This is a genomic window from Verrucosispora sp. WMMD1129 (genome assembly GCF_029581255.1).
GTDB lineage: Bacteria > Actinomycetota > Actinomycetes > Mycobacteriales > Micromonosporaceae > Micromonospora > Micromonospora sediminimaris.
Map to the genome: position 1 here is coordinate 3,106,171 of NZ_CP120741.1, position 25,009 is coordinate 3,131,179.

The 25,009-nt window shown below is 70.8% G+C and carries 29 protein-coding genes and 1 tRNA gene; 16 read left to right on the forward strand and 14 right to left on the reverse strand.

The features are described 5' to 3' along the window. The first annotated feature begins 72 nt into the window (after positions 1-72). Entirely contained in the window at positions 73-2,169 is a 2,097-nt protein-coding gene (locus O7624_RS14355) for a S9 family peptidase (protein ID WP_282240367.1), read from the forward strand. A gap of 102 nt (positions 2,170-2,271) precedes the next feature. On the opposite strand, the gene O7624_RS14360 is transcribed toward O7624_RS14355, so the two are convergent. The 4 genes from O7624_RS14360 to O7624_RS14375 are packed head-to-tail and all read right to left on the reverse strand — an operon-like array spanning position 2,272 to position 5,542. Next, positions 2,272-3,696 carry an FtsX-like permease family protein gene (locus tag O7624_RS14360; RefSeq protein ID WP_282240368.1) on the reverse strand — a complete coding sequence of 475 codons (1,425 nt, stop codon included), beginning with the start codon at positions 3,694-3,696 and terminating at the stop codon, positions 2,272-2,274. After that, entirely contained in the window at positions 3,693-4,394 is a 702-nt protein-coding gene (locus tag O7624_RS14365; RefSeq protein ID WP_282240369.1) for an ABC transporter ATP-binding protein, read from the reverse strand. Before O7624_RS14365 ends, O7624_RS14360 begins: the two co-directional genes overlap by 4 nt. Then, on the reverse strand, positions 4,391-4,927 hold the full coding sequence (locus O7624_RS14370) for a PadR family transcriptional regulator (RefSeq protein ID WP_093403933.1): 537 nt from the start codon (positions 4,925-4,927) through the stop codon (positions 4,391-4,393). Before O7624_RS14370 ends, O7624_RS14365 begins: the two co-directional genes overlap by 4 nt. Before the next feature lie 45 nt (positions 4,928-4,972). Continuing rightward, complete coding sequence (locus O7624_RS14375; protein WP_282240370.1) at positions 4,973-5,542, reverse strand: TIGR03086 family metal-binding protein; 570 nt, start codon at positions 5,540-5,542, stop codon at positions 4,973-4,975. A gap of 31 nt (positions 5,543-5,573) precedes the next feature. On the opposite strand from O7624_RS14375, the gene O7624_RS14380 reads away from it, so the two are divergent. Then, on the forward strand, positions 5,574-6,359 hold the full coding sequence (locus O7624_RS14380) for an AraC family transcriptional regulator (protein ID WP_282240371.1): 786 nt from the start codon (positions 5,574-5,576) through the stop codon (positions 6,357-6,359). A gap of 33 nt (positions 6,360-6,392) precedes the next feature. Here the strand turns inward: O7624_RS14380 and O7624_RS14385 are convergent, their stop codons facing one another. The 6 genes from O7624_RS14385 to O7624_RS14410 are packed head-to-tail and all read right to left on the reverse strand — an operon-like array spanning position 6,393 to position 11,975. Continuing rightward, positions 6,393-7,928: a SpoIIE family protein phosphatase gene (locus tag O7624_RS14385; RefSeq protein ID WP_282240372.1), complete on the reverse strand. Its 1,536-nt coding sequence runs from the start codon at positions 7,926-7,928 to the stop codon at positions 6,393-6,395. Position 7,929: 1 nt separating this feature from the next. Beyond that, entirely contained in the window at positions 7,930-9,279 is a 1,350-nt protein-coding gene (locus O7624_RS14390; RefSeq protein WP_282240373.1) for a sensor histidine kinase, read from the reverse strand. Continuing rightward, a complete protein-coding gene (locus O7624_RS14395) occupies positions 9,276-10,298 on the reverse strand; it encodes a SpoIIE family protein phosphatase (RefSeq protein ID WP_282240374.1) in 1,023 nt (340 codons plus the stop codon). The genes O7624_RS14390 and O7624_RS14395 overlap by 4 nt, the downstream gene beginning before the upstream one ends. Then, complete coding sequence (locus tag O7624_RS14400; protein ID WP_093403926.1) at positions 10,286-10,705, reverse strand: ATP-binding protein; 420 nt, start codon at positions 10,703-10,705, stop codon at positions 10,286-10,288. The genes O7624_RS14395 and O7624_RS14400 overlap by 13 nt, the downstream gene beginning before the upstream one ends. Further along, the gene (locus tag O7624_RS14405) at positions 10,702-11,115 is read right to left on the reverse strand and encodes an STAS domain-containing protein (RefSeq protein ID WP_093403924.1); all 414 of its coding nucleotides are present in this window, start codon (positions 11,113-11,115) and stop codon (positions 10,702-10,704) included. Before O7624_RS14405 ends, O7624_RS14400 begins: the two co-directional genes overlap by 4 nt. Further along, positions 11,115-11,975 (reverse strand): STAS domain-containing protein, encoded by an 861-nt coding sequence (locus tag O7624_RS14410; RefSeq protein ID WP_282240375.1) that lies wholly within the window; start codon positions 11,973-11,975, stop codon positions 11,115-11,117. Before O7624_RS14410 ends, O7624_RS14405 begins: the two co-directional genes overlap by 1 nt. Positions 11,976-12,139: 164 nt before the next feature. On the opposite strand from O7624_RS14410, the gene O7624_RS14415 reads away from it, so the two are divergent. Next, positions 12,140-12,496, forward strand: a complete 357-nt coding sequence (locus tag O7624_RS14415) for an STAS domain-containing protein (RefSeq protein WP_093403921.1) — start codon at positions 12,140-12,142, stop codon at positions 12,494-12,496. A gap of 10 nt (positions 12,497-12,506) precedes the next feature. On the opposite strand, the gene O7624_RS14420 is transcribed toward O7624_RS14415, so the two are convergent. Then, positions 12,507-13,823, reverse strand: coding sequence for an MFS transporter (locus O7624_RS14420; RefSeq protein ID WP_282240376.1), 1,317 nt, complete (start codon positions 13,821-13,823; stop codon positions 12,507-12,509). A 50-nt stretch (positions 13,824-13,873) separates the two neighbouring features. Here O7624_RS14420 and O7624_RS14425 point away from each other — a divergent pair, with 50 nt between their 5' ends. The 4 genes from O7624_RS14425 (at position 13,874) to O7624_RS14440 (ending at position 15,901) form a co-directional block, all read left to right on the forward strand. Continuing rightward, positions 13,874-14,557 carry an FCD domain-containing protein gene (locus O7624_RS14425; protein ID WP_282240377.1) on the forward strand — a complete coding sequence of 228 codons (684 nt, stop codon included), beginning with the start codon at positions 13,874-13,876 and terminating at the stop codon, positions 14,555-14,557. A 38-nt stretch (positions 14,558-14,595) separates the two neighbouring features. Continuing rightward, positions 14,596-15,069: a large conductance mechanosensitive channel protein MscL gene (mscL, locus tag O7624_RS14430; protein ID WP_282240378.1), complete on the forward strand. Its 474-nt coding sequence runs from the start codon at positions 14,596-14,598 to the stop codon at positions 15,067-15,069. Positions 15,070-15,150: 81 nt separating this feature from the next. Further along, a complete protein-coding gene (locus O7624_RS14435) occupies positions 15,151-15,414 on the forward strand; it encodes a hypothetical protein (protein ID WP_282240379.1) in 264 nt (87 codons plus the stop codon). Between the two features lie 127 nt (positions 15,415-15,541). After that, entirely contained in the window at positions 15,542-15,901 is a 360-nt protein-coding gene (locus O7624_RS14440; RefSeq protein ID WP_282240631.1) for a hypothetical protein, read from the forward strand. A 34-nt stretch (positions 15,902-15,935) separates the two neighbouring features. On the opposite strand, the gene O7624_RS14445 is transcribed toward O7624_RS14440, so the two are convergent. Next, on the reverse strand, positions 15,936-17,036 hold the full coding sequence (locus O7624_RS14445; protein WP_282240380.1) for a LuxR C-terminal-related transcriptional regulator: 1,101 nt from the start codon (positions 17,034-17,036) through the stop codon (positions 15,936-15,938). A 62-nt stretch (positions 17,037-17,098) separates the two neighbouring features. Between O7624_RS14445 and O7624_RS14450 the strand changes: the two genes are divergently transcribed. From O7624_RS14450 to O7624_RS14470, 5 genes are all read left to right on the forward strand, one after another. After that, entirely contained in the window at positions 17,099-17,818 is a 720-nt protein-coding gene (locus tag O7624_RS14450; RefSeq protein WP_093403912.1) for a PP2C family serine/threonine-protein phosphatase, read from the forward strand. An 82-nt stretch (positions 17,819-17,900) separates the two neighbouring features. Beyond that, positions 17,901-18,239, forward strand: a complete 339-nt coding sequence (locus tag O7624_RS14455; RefSeq protein ID WP_093403911.1) for a PadR family transcriptional regulator — start codon at positions 17,901-17,903, stop codon at positions 18,237-18,239. After that, positions 18,236-19,054: an ATP-binding cassette domain-containing protein gene (locus O7624_RS14460; RefSeq protein WP_282240381.1), complete on the forward strand. Its 819-nt coding sequence runs from the start codon at positions 18,236-18,238 to the stop codon at positions 19,052-19,054. The genes O7624_RS14455 and O7624_RS14460 overlap by 4 nt, the downstream gene beginning before the upstream one ends. Continuing rightward, on the forward strand, positions 19,051-19,743 hold the full coding sequence (locus O7624_RS14465) for an ABC transporter permease (RefSeq protein WP_093403907.1): 693 nt from the start codon (positions 19,051-19,053) through the stop codon (positions 19,741-19,743). Before O7624_RS14460 ends, O7624_RS14465 begins: the two co-directional genes overlap by 4 nt. A 54-nt stretch (positions 19,744-19,797) precedes the next feature. Beyond that, on the forward strand, positions 19,798-21,012 hold the full coding sequence (locus O7624_RS14470; protein ID WP_282240382.1) for a hypothetical protein: 1,215 nt from the start codon (positions 19,798-19,800) through the stop codon (positions 21,010-21,012). 96 nt (positions 21,013-21,108) lie between these two features. Here the strand turns inward: O7624_RS14470 and O7624_RS14475 are convergent, their stop codons facing one another. Beyond that, positions 21,109-22,158 (reverse strand): NAD-dependent epimerase/dehydratase family protein, encoded by a 1,050-nt coding sequence (locus O7624_RS14475; RefSeq protein WP_282240383.1) that lies wholly within the window; start codon positions 22,156-22,158, stop codon positions 21,109-21,111. A gap of 90 nt (positions 22,159-22,248) precedes the next feature. Next, positions 22,249-22,734, reverse strand: a complete 486-nt coding sequence (locus O7624_RS14480; RefSeq protein WP_282240384.1) for an anthrone oxygenase family protein — start codon at positions 22,732-22,734, stop codon at positions 22,249-22,251. 193 nt (positions 22,735-22,927) lie between these two features. On the opposite strand from O7624_RS14480, the gene O7624_RS14485 reads away from it, so the two are divergent. The 4 genes from O7624_RS14485 (at position 22,928) to O7624_RS14500 (ending at position 24,836) form a co-directional block, all read left to right on the forward strand. Further along, a tRNA-Lys gene (locus O7624_RS14485) sits at positions 22,928-22,999 on the forward strand. 147 nt (positions 23,000-23,146) lie between these two features. Continuing rightward, complete coding sequence (locus O7624_RS14490) at positions 23,147-23,422, forward strand: type II toxin-antitoxin system prevent-host-death family antitoxin (RefSeq protein ID WP_131306469.1); 276 nt, start codon at positions 23,147-23,149, stop codon at positions 23,420-23,422. Continuing rightward, positions 23,419-23,676, forward strand: coding sequence for a Txe/YoeB family addiction module toxin (locus O7624_RS14495; RefSeq protein WP_282240385.1), 258 nt, complete (start codon positions 23,419-23,421; stop codon positions 23,674-23,676). Before O7624_RS14490 ends, O7624_RS14495 begins: the two co-directional genes overlap by 4 nt. A gap of 458 nt (positions 23,677-24,134) precedes the next feature. Beyond that, positions 24,135-24,836, forward strand: coding sequence for a hypothetical protein (locus tag O7624_RS14500; protein ID WP_282240386.1), 702 nt, complete (start codon positions 24,135-24,137; stop codon positions 24,834-24,836). The last annotated feature ends 173 nt before the right edge of the window (positions 24,837-25,009 follow it).

A 25,009-nucleotide genomic window follows, 5' to 3' on the forward strand; every position in this document is an offset into this window, starting at 1 on the left:
GTACATGTGTTCGAACGATTGGAGGTGGAATTGCACCGCGCCACATGTCGCTACGGCCGGTAACGTGGCGCCGTGACCACCGAGACCCCCGTTCCCGCGGCCAGGCGGGTGCCGACCGAACGTGTCCACCACGGCGACACCGTCGTCGACGAGTACGCCTGGCTCGCCACCAAGGACGATCCGGAAACGATCAACTATCTGAACGCCGAGAACGCCTGGACCGAGGCCCGGACGGCGCACCTGTCCGGGCTGCGTACGACATTGTTCGAGGAGATCCGGCGGCGTACCCAGGAGACCGACCTGTCCGTGCCGACCCGCAAGGGCCAGCACTGGTACTACACCCGCACGGTCGAGGGCCAGCAGTACGGCGTGCACTGCCGTCGGGCGGTCCGCCCCGACGAGACCACCCCGCCGATCAGCACCGATGGCGCCCCGCTCGACGGGGAGCAGATCCTGCTGGACGGCAACAAGTTGGCCGAGGGGCACGACTTTTTCTCGCTCGGCGCCTTCGACGTCAGCCCCGACGGGCGCTACCTGGCCTACTCCACCGACTTCTCCGGTGACGAGCGGTTCACCCTGCGGGTGAAGGACCTCAGCACCGGTGAGCTGCTGCCCGACGAGATTCCCGGCACCTTCTACGGCACCGCGTGGTCCGGCGACGCCTCGGTGCTGTTCTACGTGACCGTTGACGAGGCGTGGCGGCCCAACCGGGTCTGGCGACACGTCATCGGCACCGCCGCCACCGAGGACGTGGTGGTGCACACCGAGGACGACGAGCGGTTCTGGGTCGGTGTCGAGCTGACCCGCTCGGAGCGGTTCGTCCTCATCGACATCGCCAGCAAGCTCACCAGCGAGGTACGGGTGATCCCGGCCGGCAACCCGACGGGCGAGCCGGCGGTGATCGCACCCCGCCGGCAGGGGGTCGAGTACTCGGTGGAGCACCACGGTCACCGGTTCCTGATCCTGCACAACGACGACGCCGAGGATTTCGCCCTCGCGTACACCTCGGCCGACGCCCCGGGCGACTGGGTGCCGTTGATCGAGCACTCCCCGGGTACCCGGCTGGAGTCGGTCGACGCCTTCGCCGACCACCTGGTCGTCACGGTACGCAGCAACGGCCTGACCGGGCTGCGGGTGCTGCCCGTGGGCGGCGGTGACGCCCACGACATCGAGTTCCCGGAGCCGCTGCACACCGTCGGCCTGGACGCCAACCCCGAGTACCGCACCGGCCGGCTGCGGCTGCGCTACACCTCGCTTGTCACGCCCGACTCGGTGTACGACTACGACCTGGTCACCCGGGAGATGACGCTGCTGCGCCAACGGCCGGTGCTGCCCGGGCCGGACGGTCAGGTGTACCGCTCGGAGGACTACGAGCAGCAGCGTGACTGGGCGCTCGCCGACGACGGCACCAAGGTGCCGATCTCCCTGGTGTACCGGCGGGGCACCCCCCGGGACGGATCGGCGCCCTGCGTCATCTACGGCTACGGCTCGTACGAGGCGAGCATGGACCCGTGGTTCTCGGTCGGCCGGCTGTCCCTGCTGGACCGTGGGGTGATCTTCGCGGTGGCGCACATCCGGGGCGGTGGCGAGCTGGGCCGCCGGTGGTACGACCACGGCAAGATGCTCGCCAAGAAGAACACCTTCACCGACTTCGTGGCCTGCGCCCGACACCTGGCCAAGGCGGGCTGGACGGCGCCGGACCGGCTGGTCGCCCGAGGTGGCTCGGCCGGCGGGCTGCTGATGGGCGCGGTGGCCAACCTGGCGCCGGACGCCTTCGCCGGCATCGTCGCGCAGGTGCCGTTCGTGGACGCGCTCAACACGATCCTCGACCCGTCGCTGCCGCTTACCGTCACCGAGTGGGAGGAGTGGGGCAACCCGCTCGCCGACCCCGAGGTGTACGCGTACATGAAGTCGTACACGCCGTACGAGAACGTCGCCGCCCTCGACTACCCGGCGATCCTGGCGATGACAAGCCTCAACGACACCCGGGTTCTCTACCACGAGCCGGCGAAGTGGATCGCGCGGCTGCGGGCGGTCGCACCGCAGGGTGACTACCTGCTCAAGACCGAGATGGATGCGGGTCACGGCGGGCCGAGCGGGCGTTACGACGCCTGGCGGGAGGAGGCGTTCATAAACGCCTGGACCCTGGACCGCTTCGGCCGCGCCTGATCCGGCTGGCCAGCCGGGGTCGGCTCGCGGGATGCGGCATCTCGCGGCTTCCTGGAGACAGGAAAGCCCGACATGCCGCATCCCGCGAGCGCCGACGGCTGCTCAGGTGGCGCGTAGCTCCTCCACCGCCGTGGTGGACCGCAGGAAGAGGACTCCCAGCCCGACCACGACCAGCACCGCGACGATCGCGCCGGCACCCTGCACCGCCAGCTGCTCAAGCGGTACGTCCGGCCGGCGCGCGCCCGGGCTGAGGTCGCCGGTGAGCAGTCGGCCGATGGCGTACCCGACGCCGAGCGCGATCAGCACGGCGGGCACCACCGGGGTCAGCACCTGCCAGGCGATCGAGGTGCCGATGGTGGCCCGGGGCACGCCGGTCGCCACCAGGGCGGCGTACGTCCGGCGGCGGGAGACGATCCCCTCCACAAGTGTGACGAGCAGGCCGGCGGCGGCGATGGCCACCGCTGCGGCCACGGCGAGGTCGACCAGATCCATGGTGTTCAGGTAGAAGGAGTCGTGGAAGGCGTCGCCGCCGAAACCGGCCAGCCGGTTCTGCTCCTGTTCCAGCTCCGCCCTGAGCTGGAACGAGGCTCGGAAGGCCGCCGCGCCGCCAGCGATGATGAGGGCGGCCAGCAGGGCGGCGAAGGTGCGGCTGCTGGCCCAGGGGTCGTCGGTCAACCGGCGGGCTGCCAGCAGCGCGGCCGGACGCCTGGCGAGACGGTGCAGCGTCCGCCCGGCCAGGTGCGCGATCCAGCCGGCTCCGAAGATCACCCCCATCACCGCGCCGAAGATGCCGACCATGGCGATCAGGGCCAGCCATTCGAGGGCGGCCCCTCGTAGGGCCCACTGGATCGGTTCGACAACCGCCGCCGCCAGCACTCCGAGCCCGATCAGCAGCGCCGGCCATGGCTGGGGGGACCCGGTGCGTCCGGCCCGGCGGACCACCCCCAGCGGGGTGGTGGCGACCGCACGGAGCAGGACGGCGGTGGCCGCCGCGGCGAGCACCGGGAGCCCGAGCACCACCGCCGCCATCGCCGGCACCGGCGGCAGCACGTCGGTGGGCAGGGCCAACTGGCCGTTGTCGTCCGGCCGGTGCAGCACCTCGCGCCCGCCGAGGTAGCAGGCCAGCCCGAGAACGGTTCCGGCGAGGCCGGCGAGCCCGGTCTCCAGCATGGCGACCCGGGTCACCTGGCCGGGGGTCGCGCCGGCCAGCCGCAACGCGGCGAGCCGTCGGTCCCGCGACGGCGCGCCCAGCCGGGCGCTCTGGCCGGCCAGGGCCAGCACCGGGATGGTCAGCATCACAAGCGCGAACGCCGTCCCGCCGCGCAGCCCCGGCTCGCGCAGCAACGCGTTCACGTACTGCTCGGACTGCTGCCACGCGTCACCCGGCGGTTTCTCGATGGCCAGCACCGTCAGGGCTGCGAGCCCGGCGAGCGTGGCCAGCAGGGCGCTCAGCGCGGTCAGCGCCACCCGGGCGGCGTCGGTGCGGTTGCCGGCGAGGGCCAGCCTGGTCAGGGTCGCGAGGCTCACCGGGAGCCGCCGGCGAGCGGCGCGTCGAGGCCCAGACCGGTGTGGTCGATCACGCCGTCGCGCAGGACGACCTCACGATCGGCGTACGCGGCGATCCGTGGCTCGTGGGTGACCAGGACGACGCTGGTGCGGTGCTCCCGGGCCAGCCGGACCAGTTGCGTCAGCACCTGCTCCCCGGCGAGGGTGTCCAGTGCACCGGTCGGCTCGTCGGCGAAGAGCACCCGTGGTTCGGTGACCAGTGCCCGGGCGGTGGCGCAGCGCTGTTGCTGACCGCCGGACATCTCGCCGGGACGCACGTCGGCGCACTCCGCCACACTCAGCCGCGCCAACCAGGTAAGCGCCGCCGTCCGTGCCGCTCGCCGCCCCGTGCCGGCGAGCAACAACGGAAGGGCGACGTTCTCCGCCGCGGTCAGCTCGGGGACGAGCTGACCGAACTGGAACAAGACCCCGAAATCGGTACGCCGCAGCCGGGAGCGGGCCGCCTCGGACCAGGTGTCCAGCCGGTGCCCACGCCAACTCACCTCGCCCGCGTCGGGCCGCAGGATGCCGGCGAGGCAGTGCAGCAGGGTGGACTTGCCGCAGCCGCTCGGCCCGGTCACCGCGACGATCTCCCCCTCGTCGATGTCGAGGGTGATGCCCCGCAGCGCGGGTGTCGGTCCGTACGACTTCACCAGACCGCGAGCCTGAAGTTGCGTCACGGGTGCACCTCCCGGTGCCAGTCGGCGACCCGGTCCAGGGTGGTGTGCAACCACCGCAGGTCGGCGTCGAGATGAGCGATGGCGTAGTCGGCCGCCACGATGTCGTCGACGGTGACCGACGGGGCCGTCTTCAGTGCGGTCAGCTCACGCAACCGCTCGGTGTGCGCGCGCCGCTGCGCGACGAGGTATGCCCGCGCCCGGTCCACGTCGGCCACCAGCAACGCCACCACGACCTTTGCGAACAGCGGACTGTTCACGTACGGCATCGGTGGCTCGACGCTGCTCAGCCACTGGTCCAGCGTGGCCCGCCCCTGCTCGGTCAGCGTGTACGCCGTCCGATCCGGCCCGGCGAGGCGCTCCGGCCCGGTCGAGGCCACCAAGCCGTCCCGCAGCAGCCGCCCCAGCGTGGCGTAGACCTGCCCGAACGCCAACGGGCGGGCCTGCGGCAGCCGGGTGTCGTGGGCCCGCTTCAGCTCGTACCCGTGCATGGTGCCGGTGGCGAGCAGCCCCAGCAGCAGGTGCGGTGTGGACACCAGGCCACTATTCACTCAGTGAATAGTGGCCGTCAAGTCACTGGGTCAGCGCGGTGTCCAGGCCGGGTCGCGGCCGGTCATGCCAAGCAGCCGGGGCAACTCCGGCAGGGTGCCGTCGACCGGCACCGCCTCGCCGAACACACCCATCTGCCGGGCGGTCGGAGCGAGCTGAGCGGCCAACTCGTGCAGCGCGGGCAGCACCTCGGGCGCCGGCTCATACGGCTGACCGGTGGCGACCGCGAGATCCCACCCGTGCACGGTCAGGTCGAGCAGCGCCATCGCACCCACCACCGGCTGCGGCATGCCCATTCCCGGCGAGACACCCTCCTCGCTGGCCGGGTCCGACCACGCCTCGACCAACCGGCCGGTCTCGGTCTCGAACCGGTCCCGCCAGCCGTCGGTGAGATGGTCAGGCTTGTCGGCCCAGGTCACCGACGAGCGTCGGGCGAGCGCCTGGAAGTTGACCACGACCTCGTACAGGTGGTTCAGCAGGTCACGGACCCGATAGTCCTGGCAGGGGGTAGGTAGGTCGAGCTGGTCGTCGCTGATCTGCCGGATCACCGCCACGGTTCGCGGCGCGGCAGCCGCCAGCAGGTCGCTAGTCTGAGTGGCCATAGGGCCAGCTTATGAGGGCGGTCTTGAACAAATGCGACAGCCGCGCGGCGACAGCCGCGGCATCCTCGACCCGGCCGGGTTGAAGCGGCGGGTGCGGTTCCGACGGCACCTGCCCGCGGTTCCGCTACGCCACTGGGTGGAGCACTACTGGCTGATCGACTGGAACCTCAGCGAACCGTTCGAGCAGCGGATCGTTCCGCATCCGGCGGTCAATGTGGTGTTCCAGCGCGACGGCGACGAACCGGAACGCGCGGAGCTGGCCGGCGTCGGTCAGGAACTCTTTTCGATCACCCTCACCGGTTCCGGGCGGGTCAGCGGCGTGCAGTTCCGGCCCGGCGGCTTCCATCCGTTCTGGCGGCGGTCGGTCGCCGAGCTGACCGGCCGCCGGCAGCCGCTCCCCGGTGCCGTACCCGATCATGTGGTCTGCGCCGGTACGGACACCGAACGTTGCCAGGCGCTGAACGTACTGCTGACCGGCTGGGCACCCCGAGCAGATCCCGTCAACGACGAGGTGATGCGCCTGGTCGAGACGATCCGGACCGACCGGAACGTACGCCGGGTCGACGAGTTCGCCAGCGAACACGGCGTGTCCGTCCGCCGGTTGCAGCGACTCTTCCTCACCCACGTCGGGGTCGGTCCCAAGTGGGTGATCCGCCGCTACCGGCTACACGAGGCGATCGAGCGGGCGACGGACGGGCCGCTCGACTGGGCCGGGCTCGCCGCCGAACTCGGCTACAGCGATCAGGCCCACCTGGTACGCGACTTCACCGCGACGACCGGCGTCTCCCCCGCCGCGTACGCCCAGGGTCGGCGTTAGGAAGGAGCCTGCTCGCCACCGAGGCGTCGCACCTCAGCGACGGCGCAGGGCGACCACGGCGACGTCGTCCTGGATCTCGTCCGGGGCCAGTTCGACGAGCAGCCGTTCGCAGTACCGGTCGAGGTCGTCGTCGACCTGGGCGGCGCAGGCCGCGAGGGCGGCCAGCCCCTCGTCGATCGTCGCGTCCCGCCGTTCGATCAGGCCGTCGGTGTAGAAGACCATCGTCGCCCCGGCCGGCAGCACGAACTCCAGGTCGGCGGGGCGGGGCGCACGCACCCCGAGCAGGGGCGCGGCATGCTGCACGTACTCCACCTTGCCGTCCTGAATGATCAACGGGGGCAGGTGGCCGGCGCTGGCCAGCCGGATGTGACCGGTGGTCGGCTCCAGCAGCAGCACACAGATCGTCGCCAGCTCGCTGGGCAGCAACGTACGCATCAGCTCGTTGACCCGGTGCAGGATCTCGCCCGGCTGGTGCCCCTCCACCGCGTACGCCCGCAGCGCGTGCCGCAGCTCGGCCATGATGGTGGCGGCGTGCAGGGAGTGGCCGGCCACGTCCCCGATGGCCAGCAACAGGTGACCGTCGAGCATCACCAGCTCGTAGAAGTCGCCGCCCACCTCGGTCTGGGCGCTGGCCGGCTCGTAGCGTACGGCGAGGTCGAGGCCGGTGATCTGCGGGATCTGACGCGGCAACAGGCTGCGTTGCAGCGTCACCGCGATCCGGTGTTCCTCGTCGAAGGAGCGTTGCGCCTCCACGGCGGAGGCCACCGCCTGGGCGAGCTGGACCAGCACCGGGGTACGGGCGGTCTGCGTCGCGGTGGGCACCACGACGTAGAGCGGCGCGCGGTCCTCGCGCAGCCGGGCGGCGGCGACGGTGACCGTGTCGCCGGCCGGCCAGTCGACAAGCGACCAACCGTCCGGCTCCTGCACCGTGACGGTGGCGCCGGTCGGCACCCCGGTGTCATCGACGACCCAGGTCACCACGCGGGGCTCGGCACCTGGTCCGGCGCAGATGCCGGCGAGGCAGTCCCCGTCGAAGGTTTCGGCGACCACCGCGGCGGGGCTCTTGAAGATCTCCGCTGCGCCGGCCGCCGCCAGCTGTAGCAGTCTGGTGAAGCTCGGCGCGGCGTGCACCGCGACGGTGGTGTCCGCCAGCCCGGTGAGCCGCTCGGCGAGCACCTCCGCGCGTTGCCGGGCCTGGTAGTACCGCAACACCGACTGGGCGGTGGCGACAAGTTCCTCCGGCTCGATCGGCTCGGCCAGGTACGCGTCCGCCCCTCGGTTCAGGCCCTGGGTCCGGTCGTTCGTGTCGACCGCGTGCGCGGACACGTGGATCACCGGCAACGCCGGATGCGCCAGTTTGATCCGCTCGCACACCTCGAAGCCGCTCATGTCCGGCAACCGGACGTCGAGCACGACCAGGTCGACCGGATCCACCCCGACCCGGCTCAGCGCCTCGCCACCCGTCTCCGCCTCCAACACGGTGAAGCCGGCTCGGGTCAGCCAGTTCACCAGGAGGTAGCGCTTGGTCCGACTGTCGTCGACCACCAGCACTGTCGCCGCGCCGTCCACGTCACGTCCCGTCCGCGGGCAGCCAGACCGTGAACGTGCTGCCTCGACCCGGCTCGCTGGCCAGGTCCAGAGTGCCGCCGAGCAGATTCACCAACCGTCGGGCGTACGGCAGGCCGAGGCCGGTGCCGCCGAACCGGGTCGGGCCGGGGGCCTGGTAGAACTCCTCGAACACCCGATCGTGCAGCTCCGGTGGGATGCCCGGACCGGTGTCGGAGACGGTCAGCCGCCAACCGTCGCCATGCCGTTCGGCCCGCAGCCGGACCTCGCCCTCGGTGGTGAACTTCAGAGCGTTGTGCAGCAGGTTGCGCAGCACCTGGGCGAGCAGCACCTCGTCGGTGCGTACCGTGGCCGGCGTGACCGGGTCCTCCACCACCAGTTCGACCCCGTCAGCGGCGGGCAACGCCCGCAGCGTGCCGCGCAGCTGACCGAAGACGGCCCGCAGGTCCACCTCGGACCACTCCGGCTCGATCCGGCCCGACTCCGCCTTGGCCAGGTCGAGCAGCTCGTTGACCAACGTGAGCAGATCCGACGCCGAGGAACGGATCAGCCCGACCTGGCGTTCCTGCTCGGTGGTCAGCGGATCGGACGCGGAGTCGCCGAGCAGCCGGGCCAGCCCGATGATGGCGGTCACCGGTGCCCGCAGCTCGTGGCTGACGTTGGCCAGGAAACGGCTCTTGGACTCGCTCGCCGCGCGCAGCTGCGCCGACTTCTCGTCCAGCTCCGCGTAGAGGGCCACCACGCCCTGGTTGGTCGCCTCCAACTCGTCGGTGAGCTGTTGGTAGAGCGCCATCACGCCCTGGTTGGTCTGCTCCAGCTCCTCGTTGAGCCGGGCCAGCTCGTCGCGCTGGTTGCGTACCTCGTCCAGGGCGTTGATAAGTTGGCGGTTCTGGGTGGCGAGTTCCTCCTCGGCGGTGCCCGGGGCGCTCTCGCCGAGCTGGGCGCGCAACTCCGCCAGACGCTCGGTGGTGAGCGTCCGGGCGGTGGCCGGAACCCGTCGGGACATCCTGACGACCGTATCCCGCTGAACCGTCAGGACGCTCAATGTGTCCACCAGGCGTGCCACCGCGCCCGACTCCGGTTCGTACCGCCCACCTGGCAGGGGCGCCACCGGGGTGAGATCGACCCGCAGGTGACAACGCCCGTCCGGCGACTCGACGACGGCGAACACCACGTCGGCACCGCCGACCGCCCGCAGCAGGTCCCGGCCGACCTCACTCAACGCGGTGGCGATCCGGACCTGGTCCTGATGCTCCAGTCCGACCGCTGCGGCGACCTCCCGGCCGCGCTGGCGGACCACGAAGATGTCCTGCTCCACCCGCAGTGTCATCTGTAGCAACGGCGTGGTGGTCATGACCAGGACCTCGCCACCAGCACCCCGGCGTCGTCGCGCCGGATGCCGGCGTCGCGCAGCAGGGTGGCGGCCACCACCAGGGGTGCCCGCCCGGTCAGACCCGGGTAGTCGGCGAGCTGCCACCGGTCGACCACGCCGTCGGTGTGCATGACCAGCAGGCTGCCCACCTCGAAGGGATAGTCGTACTGCCGGATCACCGGTCGTTGGTGCCCGGCGATGCCCGGCAGCGAGACCAGACCGCGACGGCGACCGTCACCGGTGGCCACGACGCCGGTGATGTTGCCGAGCCCGGCGTAGCGCAGCACGCCGGCCGCTGGGTCCGGCTCGGCCACCGCGAGGGCCGCACCCCGGGTGTGCGACATCGACCGGTGCAGGTGACCGACCACCTCAGCCGGCGACGCCGCCGGGGCGTCCCGAAAGGCGGCGAGCGCCGCATCGGTGGCCGCCGCGGCCAGCGGCCCGTGCCCCAGACCGTCGCTGACCATCACCTGACGGCGATCGTCCACGATGCGGACCGCGTAACCGTCCCCGCTGACCGTCTCCCCGGTCAACGGTCGGGTCAGCCCGCCGACCCAGGACACTGCGGTGTCCGGGGCGGCGAAGACCCGCACGGCGATGACCGTTCCCCGGCCCGGCCGCGAGTACGCGTCGAACCAGCTCGCCTGCCGGACGATCGCGCCCAGACCGATGCCCAGGGTGCCGGCGGTGGAGTGCCCGTCGCGGGCGGAGTCGGCGAGGTCGACCATGCCCGGGCCGGTGTCGACCGCGATCATCTCCACCCCGGCGTCCAGCTCACGGCGTACCGGCCGGAGCAGCAGCAACCCGTCGTCGGCGTGCTTGATGAGGTTGCTGGTCAGCTCGGCGGCCACGATGGCCAGGTCGGCGATCCGCCCGACGGGCAGACCCAACTGGCCGCCCAGCCGCTCGGCGGCCCGCCGCACGGCGCTGCCGGCGCTGCCGTTCTCCACCCGGAACCAGGTGCCCCGGTCGGCGACCGGTTCGACGGTCACCGGGACCACTTGGTGATCGTGATCCGGGTGCCCTGACCGGGCGCGGTCTGGATGTCGAACTCGTCGACAAGTCGGCGGGCACCACTGAGGCCGAGGCCGAGGCCACCACCTGTGGTGTAGCCGTCGGTCAGCGCGAGATCCAGGTCGGCGATGCCGGGGCCGGAGTCGGCGAAGACGATCCGGATGCCCGGTCGCCGGCCGTTGTCGATGGCGGTCACCTCGACCGTTCCGCCGCCGCCGTAGACGAGCGTGTTGCGGGCGAGCTCACTGGCCGCGGTGACCACCTTCGTCTGGTCGACCAGGGAGAGCCGGACCGCCACGGCCGCGGTGCGTACCAGCTGGCGGACGCGTACGACGTCCTCGTCGCTGCCGACCGACTGCGTCTGGGGGCGGCCCAGGTCGACCCCGCTGGTCACGGTGACGCCGTCGGCTCTGGGACAGGATCGTCGTCCGGCTCGTCGTGGTCGTCGTCAGCCCGCTCGATCGCGATGAGTTCCATCCCCCGCTCGACGTTCAGTGCGGTACGGATGCCGTTGAGTGACAGCCCCAGCTCGACCAGGGTGATGGCGACGGCCGGGCGCATCCCCACGACCACCGTCTCCGCGTCGAGCACCCGCGAGATCGAGGCGATGGTGGAGAGCATCCGACCGACGAAGGAGTCGACGATGTCCAGTGCGGTGATGTCGATGATCACCCCGTGACAGCCGGTCGCGACGATCCGCTCGGCCAGGTCCTCCTGGAGCGCGACCGCCGTCTGGTCGGACATGTCCACCTGGATGGAGACCAGCAGGATGTCGCCGATCTTGAGGATCGGCACCCGCTCCATCACGCCTCCCGACGCGACTGGCGGCGGGAGGTCTCCACCCCGGTGAGCCGCAGCACGTGCCGGAGCGCGTCGGCGAGACTCGCCTTGGTGGCGATGTCACCGAACTCGATGCCGAGCGCGACGATGGTCTGCGCGATCTGCGGCCGGATGCCGGAGATGATGCAGTCGGCGCCCATCAGCCGGGCGGCCACCACCGTCTTCAGGATGTGCTGGGCCACCTGCGTGTCCACCGCTGGCACGCCGGTGATGTCGATGATCGCGTACGGCGAGCCGGTGTCGACCAGGGTCTGCAACAGCCGTTCCATCACCACCTGGGCACGGGCCGAGTCGAGCGTGCCGACCAGAGGCACCGCCACCACGCCCTCCCAGAGCTTGACCACCGGGGTGGAGAGCTCCAGCAGTTGCTCGGCCTGGTCGGCGATCAGGCTCTCCCGGGTGCGGACGAAGGTCTCGAAGGTGAACAGACCCATCTGGTCGACAAGCGCGGAGAAGGCGACGTAGTCGCGCAGCGTCTCGACGCTCTGGTCGGTCTCCAGGGCGGCGAGCAGCGCCTCCTTGAGGGCGAACACGCCGGTGGCGGTCTCGGTGGCGGAGAAGCCCTGCCGGGCCTGCCCGCGGGAGAACTCGGCGAGCACTGCCCGCAACTCGGTGGCCTCCTCGGCGTTCAGGTCGGCTGCGCCCTTGCCGAGGGCGTCGACCAGGGCGCGGTGCAGCTCCTGCACCTGCCGGACCAGCTCGGCCTGGCTGAGCCGGCCCCGCAGCTGCCCGGCGATGGTCTCGGTCCACCGCTGGATGACCGGCTCGGCCCGGCTGGTCAGCAGCTCACCCAACCGGACGCTCTCGTCAGCGCTGAGCGCCATGGCAATACCCCCTAGACCTGGACCGGCCGGACTCTATCACCGGGGCCCGACCAACTACTTGTCGCAGAGCAACGGAATGACAGTGGCCACCTGATCCTGCTCCCGTTCTGCGTATCGCGGTCCGGGTGGGATACCGTTCCACCGATAAACAGGAGGTCTGGCAAATGTCCTTGACGGTGCACACGGAGCAGCGCGGTGACGTGGTCGTCGTGTCGGTCGCTGGCGAGCTGGACATGGCCACCGCACCGCAGTTGCAGGACCAGATCACCGACCTGCTCGACAAGGGGCGCAGCCGCCTCGTGTTCGACCTGTCGGACGTCTCGTTCTGCGACTCTACCGGTCTGTCGGTGTTCGTCCGCGCGAAGAACAGCTGCGACGAGGCCGGCGGAGTGGTCCGACTCGCCGCGCCACAGCGCGGCGTACTGCGGATCCTGGAGGTGAGTGGCCTGGTTGAGGTGCTGCACACGTATCCCACCGTCGAGCAGGCGGTCGCCGGCGATCCGACGCCGGCCTCCTCCTGACCCCGACGGCTCAACGCTCGTCCTCGATGTAGCGGGGGCGAGCGATCAGCACGCCCGCGCAGGTCTGCACGGCCAGGGCGACCAGCAGGAAACCGATCGGTGCCAGCCAGCCCCCGGTCGCGTCGTGGAGGATCCCGACCAGCAGCGGACCCGACGCGGCGATGACGTAGCCCGTGCTCTGCGCGAAGGCCGACAGCGCGACCGTGCCGTCGGCGGTGCGGGCCCGCAGCCCGATGGTGGCCAGGATCAGCGGAAACGCGCCCTGCCCGAAGGCCAGCAGCACCACCCACACCAGTGCCCCGCCGCGCGGCGCGAACGCCAGACCCAGGTACGCCAGGCTGGAGGCAGTGGTCAGCGCGAAGACCAACGGCCGCAGGCTGCCCAGTCGGCCGGCCAGCGTCGGCATCAGCAGCGCGATCGGCACCCCGAGTGCGGTCACTCCGGCAAGCAGCAGCCCGGCGTCCTGCGGGCGGAAATCCGCGTCCCGGAACATCTGGGCCAACCAGCCCATGATCGCGTACCCGCTCAGCGACTGCGCCCCGAAGTAGACCGCCATCGCCCAGCCGAGCCGGGTACGTCCGGGCCGCACTCCCGAGCGGAGCGTGGCGCCACTGCGTCGTGCGGCGGCCCGGCCGCGCAGCGCCGCCGGCAACCATGGGAGTACGGCCACCGCCGCCAGCCCGGCCCAGACGCCCAGTCCGGCCCGCCAACTGCCGAAGGCGTGCGCCACCGGCACCGCTGAGGCGGCGGCCACCGTCGTGCCCACGGTCAGCGCCATCGTGTACGCCCCGGTGACCAGCCCGGTGCGATGCGGGAAGTGCTGCTTGACCAGCATCGGCAGCAGGATGTTCGCCACCGCGATGCCGGACAGCGCGAGCGCGCTGGTGAACAGGAACACCACGGCGGAACCGGTGACCGCCCGCAGCACCTGCCCGACGGTGAGGGCCAGCATCGCCAGCACCAGCAGCCTGGCCGGGGAGAACCGGCGGACCAGCCACGGGGTGGCCGCCCCGAGTCCGGCGAACGCGATTGTGGGCAGGGTGGTGACGAATCCGGCCATCGTCCCGGAGAGGGCCAGGCCGACGCGTACCTCGTCGAGCAGCGCACCGAGGCTGGTGACGGCGGCCCGCAGGTTGAGCGCCACCAGCAGCATCCCGGCCAGCACCAGCCATCCCGCGTTGACGCGGGACGCGGTCGAAGCCGCGCCGCCGGCCGGGCTGACCGCGCCCGCTTCGACGGTCGGGACGCCCTGACCGGTGACCGCACCCGTCGAGACGGCCTGGCGGGTGATCTCGTCCGTCGGGACGGCGGGGGGTGACGGGGGCATGACCTCGAACCTACAATCATGGGATGAATTCCGGCGAGAGGTTGTAACCAGTGCCACCCGCAGTCGATTCCACCCCGGTTCCGCCGCGCGGACGGCGGGTCCGGGAGACGATCGTCCAGCTCCGGCAACGGATCATGGACGGCGAGTGGCCGGTGGGCGGACGGATCCCGACCGAGCCGCAACTGGTCGAGACGCTCGGCGTGGGGCGCAACACGGTGCGCGAGGCGGTCCGCGCCCTGGCCCACGCCGGGGTGCTGGAATGCCGCCAGGGCTCCGGCACCTACGTGCTCTCCACCGACGAACTCGCCCCGGTGGTGGCCCGCCGACTCACCGACGACCGGATGACCGAGGTGATCGAGGTACGCCGCGCCTTCGAGGTGGAGGCCGCGCGGCTCGCCGCGCGGCGGCGTACCCCCGAGGACCTGGCCACCCTCGACGACGCGCTCGCCGCCCGGGAGGCGGCCTGGCGCGGTGGCCGGGTCGCCGAGTTCGTGGCGGCCGACGCCGCGCTGCACACCGCCGTGGTCGCGGCGGCGCACAACACCATGCTCGCCGAGCTGTACGCCTCGATCGGCACCGCGATGCGCAGCACGCTCACCCAGGCCATGGGCGACGCGCTGACGCCGGACCGGCACGTCGACCACGCCCGGCTGGTGGCGGCGATCAGGGTTGGCGATTCGGAGCTGGCCGCCCGGGAAGCCGGCGCTTTTCTGGAGCCCCCACCCGGGGCATAGGTTGTCCCCGACAAAAACGGGACACCTCGGGAGTATGGATGATCAAGGGATTCAAAGACTTCATCATGCGCGGCAACGTCGTCGACCTCGCGGTCGGCGTCGTCATCGGCGCCGCGTTCACCGGCGTGGTCACCCAGCTGACCAAGTCCTTCCTGGAGCCACTGATCCGGGTCTTCGTGCTGCTCATCACCGGCAGCGACAAGGGCATCGCCGGCACCGCGCCCGAGTTCCGGGGCATCGCCTTCGACTGGATCGCCTTCGTCAACGCGACGATCACCTTCCTGCTCACCGCCGCCGCGCTGTACTTCCTGGTGGTGTTTCCGATGAACCGGCTGGCCGAGCGCCGCCAGCGGGGCGAGGAGCCGCCGCCGGCCGCGCCGAGCGAGGAGGTCAAGCTGCTCACCGAGATCCGGGACGCCCTCGTCGCCGCCGGCCGGACCACCCCGGCTCAGCAGCGCGGCGCCCTGGACGACGTGCTCGGCCGCCGGGACGAACCGCCCGCCGCGCGCTGAATCCGGCAAGTGCACACCGGCTCCTGCGGGAATCCCGCAGGGGCCGACTTGTGTCGAACAGATGTTCGATAGAGTCCCGCCATGGAGCAGCGAAAGCACTGGTGGAACGGGAAATGGGGGCGACTGGCCCGGCGGGACGTCTTCCTCCGGGTGGATGCCGACCGATGGTTCGTCGAGCAGCGCGCCGGCGGCGCCGAGGGCGTCTCCCGGTTCTACGAGTACGACACCGTCGACGCGGCCGAGGACACCATCCGCGCCCTGCTCCAAGGCACCGACACCTGGCGCGAACTAACCCCCCGCCCCCACCCCCACCCCGACCCGCACCCCCACCCCGACCCGCGTTGATCAAGAAGTTTTGGTCGGAGTTCGCCGCGGATCCCGACCAAAACTTCTTGATCAACGGGAGCGGCGAGGTGGGGTGGGTTTAGGGGGTGGGGTGGGTGGGAACCGCGCGGGGATGGAGCAGCAGGGCATCGATCAACGGACAACCCTCTCGCGGGTCACCACCGGCATGCGGGTGGTCGACTCGGCCGGCGTCGACGTGGGCACCGTGGACCTCGTGCAACGCGGCGACCCGAACGCGGTGACCGTGCAGGCACCGACCACCGACCCCGGCAGCAGCCTGGACGAACTGATCGAATCCGCGACCGTGGAGGAGCCGGACGTGCCGGCGGACCTCGCCGCCCGACTGCTGCGTACCGGTTACCTGAAGGTCTCCACCGACCTGGTGCCCACCGGCGCCGTCTACGTCCTCGCCGATCAGATCTCCACAGTCACCCCCACCGAGGTCACCCTCAACACCCCCGCCACCGCCCTCCCCTCAGAGGCATAACCCCACCCCACACCCAGCTCTGTCGATCATGAAGTTACTGCTGCGGGTAAGCGCTCGCCCGGGCAACAACTTCATGATCGACGCTCTGGGTCTGGGTGGGTCGCTGGCGGACCGACCAGAGCGCCACCTCGGTACGGGAGGCGGTGCCGGTCTTCCGCAGCAGGTTCGACACGTGCACGGTGACCGTGCGTACCGAGATGCCCAGGGCGCGAGCCACCTGCTTGTTGGACATGCCGGCGACCAGGCAGTCGAGCACCTCCGCCTCCCGGCCGGTCAGGCAGGCCGGGGACGGGGACTCGGGCACGGCCCGGCGGGACGTCGGCACGGCCGGACTCGACTCGGGCGGGAGACGCGAGCCCGACGGAGGTGCCGCCGGTGCCAGCAGGGCGTCGAGACCCTGCCCGGCGTGCGCGGCGAGCAGCTCGGTGAGCGCGTACGGGTTGCCGTCGGTGCGCCGCCAGACCTCGTGCACCAGTTCGGGGCGCGGGTCCGGGTACACCTGGGTCAGCACCTCGGCGACCTCGGCCGGACGCAGCGGGCCGAGGTGCTGGCGCACCACTCCGCGTACCCCGCACAGGCGCGCCAGGGTGCGGCCGGCGAGTTCCGGTGAGACCGCGCGCGCGGCGGGCCTGGTCGCCACCACCAGCAGGGCCGGCAGCCCGTCGGCGGTGGCCAGTTCGCCGACCAGGTTGAGGCTGGCCGGGTCGAGGGCGTGCAGGTCCTCCACCACGAGCACCGCCGGACCGGCACCGACCAGCACCCGGACGGTACGCACGGCCAGCCGGAGCAGGGTGCCGGGGGCGTAGCGCTCACGCGGCGCGGTGGGCTGCTGAGCGAGCCAGGCAAGCGCGTCGGCCGGCAGGTCGAGCCGGGTGGTGTCCCGGCCGCTCAACACCGCCGCCAACCAGTCGTACGGTGCGGGACTGTGCACCCGGGCGGTGCCGCTGAGCACCACCTCCGGTCGCGGAGTGAAGGCGTCCAGCGCGGCGGCGACCAGCAGGCTCTTGCCCACGCCCGGTCCCCCGGTGACGACCGCGACGGCCGGGGAGCGGCGGCGGCCCAGGACCACGCTGGACCAGGCCCGGTCCAGCTCAGCCAGCTCACCGGCGCGCCCGACCATGGACACCGGCAACATTCCTCAACCCTACGCAGTAGTGCGTAGAGACGCGGGAAGGGTCTTCTTGGCAAGCTTGTCCCATGACGCTGATCCTCCGCTCGGCCATCCTCAACGACATCGGTCTGGTCCGGACCAACAACGAGGACTCCGCCCTCGCCGGCGAGCGCCTCGTCGCGGTGGCCGACGGCATGGGTGGACTGCCCGCCGGCGAGGTGGCCAGCGAGATCGTCATCCGGATCCTCGACGAGCTGGTTCCGCCGACCGCACCGGAGGCCGCCACCGAGGCGCTGCGTGCCGTGGTGAGCACCGCCAACCAGCGCATCCACGCCGCGATCGCCGCCGACCCCGCCCGCGACGGCATGGGTACGACGCTGACCGCGGCTCTGCTGGCCGGGGAGACGCTGGTGCTGGCGCAGGTCGGCGACTCCCGCTGTTACCTGCTCCGCGACGGCCAGCTGCGCCAGCTGACCCGGGACGACACGTTCGTGCAGGCGCTTGTCGACCAGGGTGCCCTCTCCCCCGAGCAGGCCCGCCACCACCCGCAGCGCTCGCTGGTGACCCGGGCGGTGCAGGGCGCCGACGCGCCGCCGACGATGGGCGCGGTGACCCTGGCCGCCGGTGACCGGCTGCTGCTGTGCAGCGACGGGCTCTCCGACTACGTGGCCGACGACGCGATCGCCGCCACGCTGGGCATGCACGCCGACCGCCACCAGTGCGGCGAGCAGTTGGTGAAGCTCGCCCACCAGGCCGGCGCGCCGGACAACGTCACCGTGGTGATCTCCGATGTCGTGACCGGCTGAGGTACGCCGGCACCGGCCGATCGGGCCGCCGTACCGCACTAGGTAGTTGTGCCATCTAGATAGCGGCACTAGGGTTCGGCGAGTGGATTCCGACCGTCGGGGGCAGTGGTTGCGCGGGGTGCTCGATCTCTGCGTGCTCGCCCTGCTGCGCGACGGCGAGTCCTACGGCTACCAGCTCGCCCAGTCGCTCGACGCCGCGGGCGTCGGACCGATCCAGGGCGGCACGCTCTACCCGGTGCTGCTGCGGCTGCAACGCACCGGGCTGGTCACCGCGCGGTGGCGGGAGGGCGATTCCGGTCCCGCCCGCAAGTACTACCAACTCACCGACGACGGGCGAGCGGCGCTGCGGCACGGCGGCAACGCCTGGTTGGCGTTCGTGGCCCCGGTGACCGGCATCGTCACGAAGGGGGTCGACGGGTGAACGCCGACGACTGGCTGCGCGCATTCGCGGCCGAGCTGTACCAGCGCCGGGTGGGCGGAGACGCCAGCCGGCACGTGGTCGCCGAGGCGGCCACCCACCTGCGCGAGGGCGGCGGTGATCCATGGCTGGTCTTCGGCTCGCCGCAGGCGTACGCGGCCGCCATCGTGGAGAGCATCGGCACCACGCCCGGCCCGCGTCCGGGCCCCGTCCGGCTGCACGCCCGGGGCATCACCAAGCGGTACGGCCGGCAGGTGGTGCTCCGCGACGCGACGCTGACCGTACGGGCCGGGCAGATCGCCGCGGTGGTCGGCGCGAACGGCTGCGGCAAGAGCACGTTCCTGCGGATCTGCGCCGGTCTGGTCTCGCCGGACGCCGGGGAGGTGACCGTCTCGGGCCGGCTGGGCTACTGCCCGCAGCAGGGCGGCACCGCCGACTTCCTGCTGCCCGACGAGCATTTCGTGCTGGTGGGTGCCGGTCAGGGCGTGCCACGGGGGCCCGCCCGGCAGGCCGGCCGGGCGGCGGCCAGGCAGCTCGGCTGGGACGCCGAGAACGCCGTGCTCGCCCGCCACCTCTCCGGGGGTACGCGGCAGAAGCTGAACCTCACCATGTCCACCCTGGCGCAGCCGGACGTGCTGTTGCTCGACGAGCCGTACCAGGGCTTCGACCAGGGTAGTTACGTCAACCTCTGGGACCAGCTGACCCGGCTACGCGACGAGGGACGGGCCATCGTCGTGGTGACCCACCTGCTCAACCAGCTCGACCGGGTCGACGTGGTGCTCGACCTGACCCCCGCTCACCAGGGAGGCCGATCGTGAACCGGCTGGTCACCGTGGCCGAGATGACGCTGCGGGAACTGGCGCGCCGCCGGGGCGTACTCCTGCTCCTGCTGTTGATGCCGTTGACCTTCTGGCTGATCCGGCGCGACTCCTACGTCGGGCAGTCGGTGCGCGCGCTGCTGCTCGGCATCAGCTGGGCGGTCAGCACCGCGGCCCTCTTCGCCACCAGCGCGGCCCGCGAGTTGGAGCCCCGGCTCCGGCTCACCGGCTACCGGCCGCACCACCTCTACCTCGGTCGGATGCTCGGCCTGTGGGGGCTCGGATTGGCGATCTCGGTGCCGTTCTTCCTGCTCACCGTCGTCGACGCGAACAACCTGCGGTACGGCGGGATCGCCGTGGCGATGCTCTGCTGCGTGGCCGTGGCCGCGCCGTTCGGCATGTTGATCGGCGCCCTGCTGCCCCGCGAGTTGGAGGGCACGCTGCTGCTGCTCACCGTGGTGGCGATGCAGATGCTGCTCGACCCGGCCGACGCGGGGGCGAAGCTGACGCCGTTCTGGTCCAGCCGGGAGATCGCCACCTGGGCGGTGGACCACACCGACGACGGTTACCTGACCCGAGGTTTTCTGCACGGGCTGGTGGTCACGGTGCTGCTGATCGTGACGGTGGCCGGCGTCTTCGCCGTCCGGCTGCGTCGGCGGCGGCACCTGCACCACGTGCCGATCGCCTGATCTTGCGCCCACGACGGGGCACAGGTTCGTTGACACAGGACCTAGCATCACGGGGTGCGCCTCAGATCCTCAATTGCCGCGGTCGCGTTCGGCGTCGCCATCGCCAACCTGGCCGCGTGCAGCCCGTCCGTGCCGAGCGCCGACCCGCGCGGCGCGCAGGCCCCGGCGAGCGGCGCTTCCGCGACGCCGAGCACGGGGCAGGCACCGGGCGCGCAGGCCACCCCGGCGGCCCAGACCGGCTTGGGCAGCAGCCCGGCCAGCAGTCCCAGCCCCACCCCGCCTGGTGCGTCCAAGGGTGCACGCGGCACCGGCAACCCGACCGGACGGGTGACCGTACCGGCGGCCGGGAAGGCGGTCGACACGTCGAAGCCGACCCGTACCGTCGGCAACGGCACCGCCGACAGCTGCACCTCCGCCGCTGTCATCCGGGCGGTCGCGGCCGGCGGGATCATCACCTTCGACTGTGGCCCCGACCCGGTGACCATCCGGATGACCGCCACCGCCAAGGTGCGCAACGCCAACGGCCCGCAGGTGGTGCTCGACGGCGGCGGCAAGGTCACCCTGAGCGGGCAGGGTAAGCGGCGCATCCTCTACATGAACACCTGCGACGCGTTGCAGGGCTGGACCACGTCGCACTGCGACGACCAGGACCACCCGCAGCTGACCGTGCAGAACCTCACCTTCGCCGACGGCGACTCCACCGGGCAGCGCACCGACGGCGGCGGCGGTGGGGCGATCTTCGTCCGGGGCGGCCGCTTCAAGGTGGTCAACTCGCGCTTCGTCGACAACCGCTGCGACCGCACCGGCCCGGACCTGGGCGGTGCCGCGATCCGGGTCCTCGACCAGCACGACGACCAGCCGGTGTACGTGGTCAACAGCACCTTCACCGGCGGATCCTGCGCCAACGGCGGCGCGTTGAGCAGCATCGGCGTGTCCTGGGTGGTCCTCAACAGCGTGCTGCGGGACAACGAGGCGGTAGGTGAGGGTGCCAACCCGGCCCGCTCCGGCACGCCTGGCGGCGGCAGTGGCGGGGCGATCTACTGCGACGGCAACAAGTTCTCCGTACGCCTCGCCGGCACGGTCGTCGAGGACAACGACGCCCGGGAGGGCGGTGGGGCCGTCTTCTTCGTCAGCAACGACCGCACCGGCACCCTGCGCATCGAGAACTCGACCCTGCGCCGCAACCCCAGCCACGGCTTCCAGACCTACCCCGGCATCTTCTACCAGGGCTCCGGCAAGCCCACCTTCACCGCCTCCACCATCCGCTGACCCGTCCATCATTCTTGGTTGATCAAGAAGTTTGCGTCACCGTCGAGGTGGTTTTTCGACTCGAAGCTCTTGGTCAACAGCGGCGGCGGAGGCGGGTCAGTAGGGGTTGCCCTCGCCTGCGGGGAGGGTGGGGGAGATGGACAGGGGTGGGCTGGCGGTTCCGGCGCGCTCGGCCAGGCCGGTGAAGAGTTCCCGCAGCGCGGTGACCGCGTCGACGCTCGGGCGCCAGCCAAGCTCGGTCTCGGCCCGCTCGCTGGACATCAGCGGCACGTTGAGGGCCAACTCGACCCAGCCGGCGTCGACCGGTTGCAGCCGCGCCCGCCAGGTGAGCGCCGCAGCGGCCCGCAGCACCGGGGCGGCCACCGGCACCGTCCAGCCGTGAAAATGCCGGGCCACCAGCTCGGGAGTCAGCACCGGGTCCGCGGCGACGTTGAAGGCGCCGCGGGCGTCGCCCATGACCGCGCGGGCGTACGCGTCAGCCACGTCGTCGGCGTGTACCACCTGCATCCGCAGCCGCCGGTTGGTCGGCACCAGTGGCAGCCGGCCGAACCGCAGCAGCCGCACCGGTGCCAGCGGGCCGAGGAAGTACCGGCTGATCTCGGTGCCGGCGTCCCGCTGAAAAATCAACCCAGGACGCAGCCGGACCAGCCGTAGCGCCGGATGGCTCCGCTCGATCCCGTCGAGCATCTCCTCCACCGTCGCCTTGTCCCGGCTGTACGACGACCCGGGCACCCCGGTGGCCGGCCAGCGCTCGCTGACCGGCATGTCCTTCGGACCGGGTGCGTAGGTGCCGACCGACGAGGCGTACACCAGGGCCGGCACCCGGGCGCGCAGCACCGCGTCGACCACCGCCCGGCTGCCCCCGACATTGGTACGGCGCAACACGTGCTGGTCGTGACTGGGCTGGATCTGCCAGGCCAGGTGCACCACCGCATCGGCACCGGCGAAGACACCGGCCAGCTCATCCGCCGCACCGGCCAGGCCGATGTCGCAGGAGTGCCACCGCACCGCGTCGTACGGCTCACCCGCCCCCGCCGGCGGCAGCCGCCGCGCCACCCCGACGATCTCCACACCGGGCTCGCGCCGCAACCGGCGCAGCACCGCCGAACCGACGTTCCCGCTCGCTCCCACGACCACGATCCGCATGCCCGGTCCGTACCCGGTCAGCCGCTTTCCAAGCGCAGCAGCCAGCCCGCCGTCGCCCGCCGATCCCGGGGTGCCGCTGACACCGGTCGCTCAGCGGGCGAGCAGCGCGCCGATCAGGCACGCGAAGGCAGCGGCCGAGCTGACCGTCCGGACCAGGTTCCACCGCACCCACGGCCCCTCGAACCACCGCCGTGCCCCCGCCAGGTCGTCGATCCCGTCGACCGGCCCGGCGGCTTCCAACCGGTTGTTGAGCGGCACGTTGCACCGGCCGGTGACACCGAGGGTGACCAGATGGCTGACCAGCGCGGCGACGAGCCAGCCGAGCACCGCACCGCCGGTGCCGAGATACCCGACGACGGCCACCGCCACGAGCAGCGGCCCACCGAGGAACGCCGACAGGAACCAGCCGTTGATGATCTTCCGATTGATCGACTGCATGGTGCCGACCAGGGTCCGACCGTCGGTCGCGGCCAGACCCGGCATCACCGAGCAGGCGTACGCGAAGAACAGCCCCGCCACCAGCCCGGTGGTCAGGGTGGCCCCGGCCAGGACGGCGAGGCGGATCGGCTCCGACATCTGCGGCACCTCCAGGACGCAGGGCGGCCGGCAGGACGCGAGGCAGCCTGGCCAACGACGAGTCCGAGCGTCGACCCAGCCGATCCTGCCAGCCGACGTCCACCCCGATCTCACTGGAGCCGCCACCAGGCATCGACGGCGGGCCGGAAGCCGCGAGCCCGCTCCCGTCGGTGTCCGGTAACCTGAGCGGCGCGGGCCGCTAGCTCAATGGCAGAGCTGTGGACTTTTAATCCATAGGTTCAGGGTTCGAGTCCCTGGCGGCCCACTCTTACGCAGCTCAGCGGCCTTCGCGGGGCCTTCGGCCGCGATCTTGGCTCGCACAGCAGCACCCGTGGATCCATCGCCAGCTGAACCAGGGACGAGAACCGCGCCGCCCGAGGTACAATTTTCTGTACCTACCCCGGAGGTGGTCGTGCGGACTGTGAACTTCACCCAGCTACGCCAGAACCTGGCCGCTGAACTCGACAGCGTCATCAACGACGCCGAGGAAGTGGTGGTTACCCGGTCTGGCCACGAGCCGGTGGTGATCGTGTCGCTGGCCGAGTACGAGTCGATGAAGGAAACCGAATACCTCCTACGCAGCCCCAGCAATGCCGCAGCCCTACGCCGGTCGATCGCCGAGCTTGAGCAGGGCGACACGGCCGAGCGGGAGCTGACCGACCCGGACACCGCGCGGGACGTCGCGTGAGGCTGGTCTTCACCGCGACAGCCTGGAGCCAGTACCTCAGCCACACCGACCGCAAGCTGATCAAGCGCATCAACGACCTGATCGCGGACGTGATGCGCAACGGGTACGAGGGCATCGGCAAGCCGGAACCCCTGCGGGGAGAGCTGTCCGGCTTCTGGTCCCGCCGGATCGACCGCGAACACCGGCTGGTCTACCGCATCACCAAGGACGACGTCGAGATCATCGCCTGCCGATACCACTACGGCGACCGGTAGCGGACCGGCCGGAAGCGGGAGCGTCGGCCGTCCCGACCGAGTCCGCACGTCCTACCGGTCCAGCGCGCTGTGAGGATCGAGGCTCTCCGGAGCACCCAGGGGCCACACGACAGCGTGAAACGTCGGCAACCACGGACGAACGACGTGAGCCGACGAGCAGGCGCGACCAGGATGCGAAGCGGGCAACCGCAGGTCATGCGACCGCCCATCGGAGTTCCGCTGCAACGTCTGACACTCGGGCTGGGTAACGACGGGCGCGGGCAGCGCCGGACATCCATCGACTCCGGTGCACCGCTGATACAGCTCAGCCCCGCATGGCGCAACCCGCCGGGCGGCCACGTGCAGCAAGCCGGTCGATCACCCGACAAAGACTGACCACTGGGATGAGGCGGTGCCAGCCGCTTATATCCAACATGTAATCATGCCCTGACGATGTTCGTAAAACACCCTCTAAATTCGTGGAACTACCTGAAACCCTTGCAATAGGGGACGTGTCGATTGAAGGTCAAGCATTGCGCCAGAATGACCGCCGCCGAACAACGAACAGTATTGGCTGGGCCGAACGGGCAAGTCTCGCCTTCGCCATTCTTGGTATAATAGCTGCCATTGCCAGCGCCTTTACGGCGAGCGATCGAAAAGGTCAACCAGAGCCAACTCCCCCATCCCAATGGCTCACTCCCGTGCTTATCGCGTTCCTCATTGCAGTCGCCATAGCGGTAGTGGCCGTTGCTTGGCTCGCGGCGCATTCTGCCATCCGACGGAGGGAGCGCAGAAAAGATGTCGTAGAGTTACTGATCTCCAAGGGGGGCGAAGTCGAAGAGACGGGCTTTAGTACTCCTGCTCAACAGCTATACGTGAACATGGTGGAGCAGTACTCCAAGTCGCTCGTCGATGCGGCGCGGCAGGCATTCGAACGAGATGGCTCTGACGTCGTCTCGCAGAGACATGTCCAACGGGCCGCTGAATTTTTGGGGACTGGGTCCGTGTCCCGCCGAGGGCGTCACATCGGCGCAATTGGTGGCGTTCTGCTGGGCACAGGCCTTTCCGTCTGGAGCGACATCCTCATCGACAAGAAGTACAATCCCGCAGCTCTTGTGATATCACTAACGGTATCCTTAATCGGGGTAGCCTTTGTTGTCTATAACTGGCTTAAGGACTAGGCGTTAGAACTTTACGTCTTAAATGACAGGCAAGGCGGCGTGAGTGGCCAAGGTGGACAGAGCCCGTCGAGGTGCACTGCGGCATCGCACGCGTCTCGTGTGGCTGGGACCCAGCAGTGAGGCAGCAAGAAGGCAGCACGAGCTCCGATGCAGCAAGTGGTCATAATTCTGAC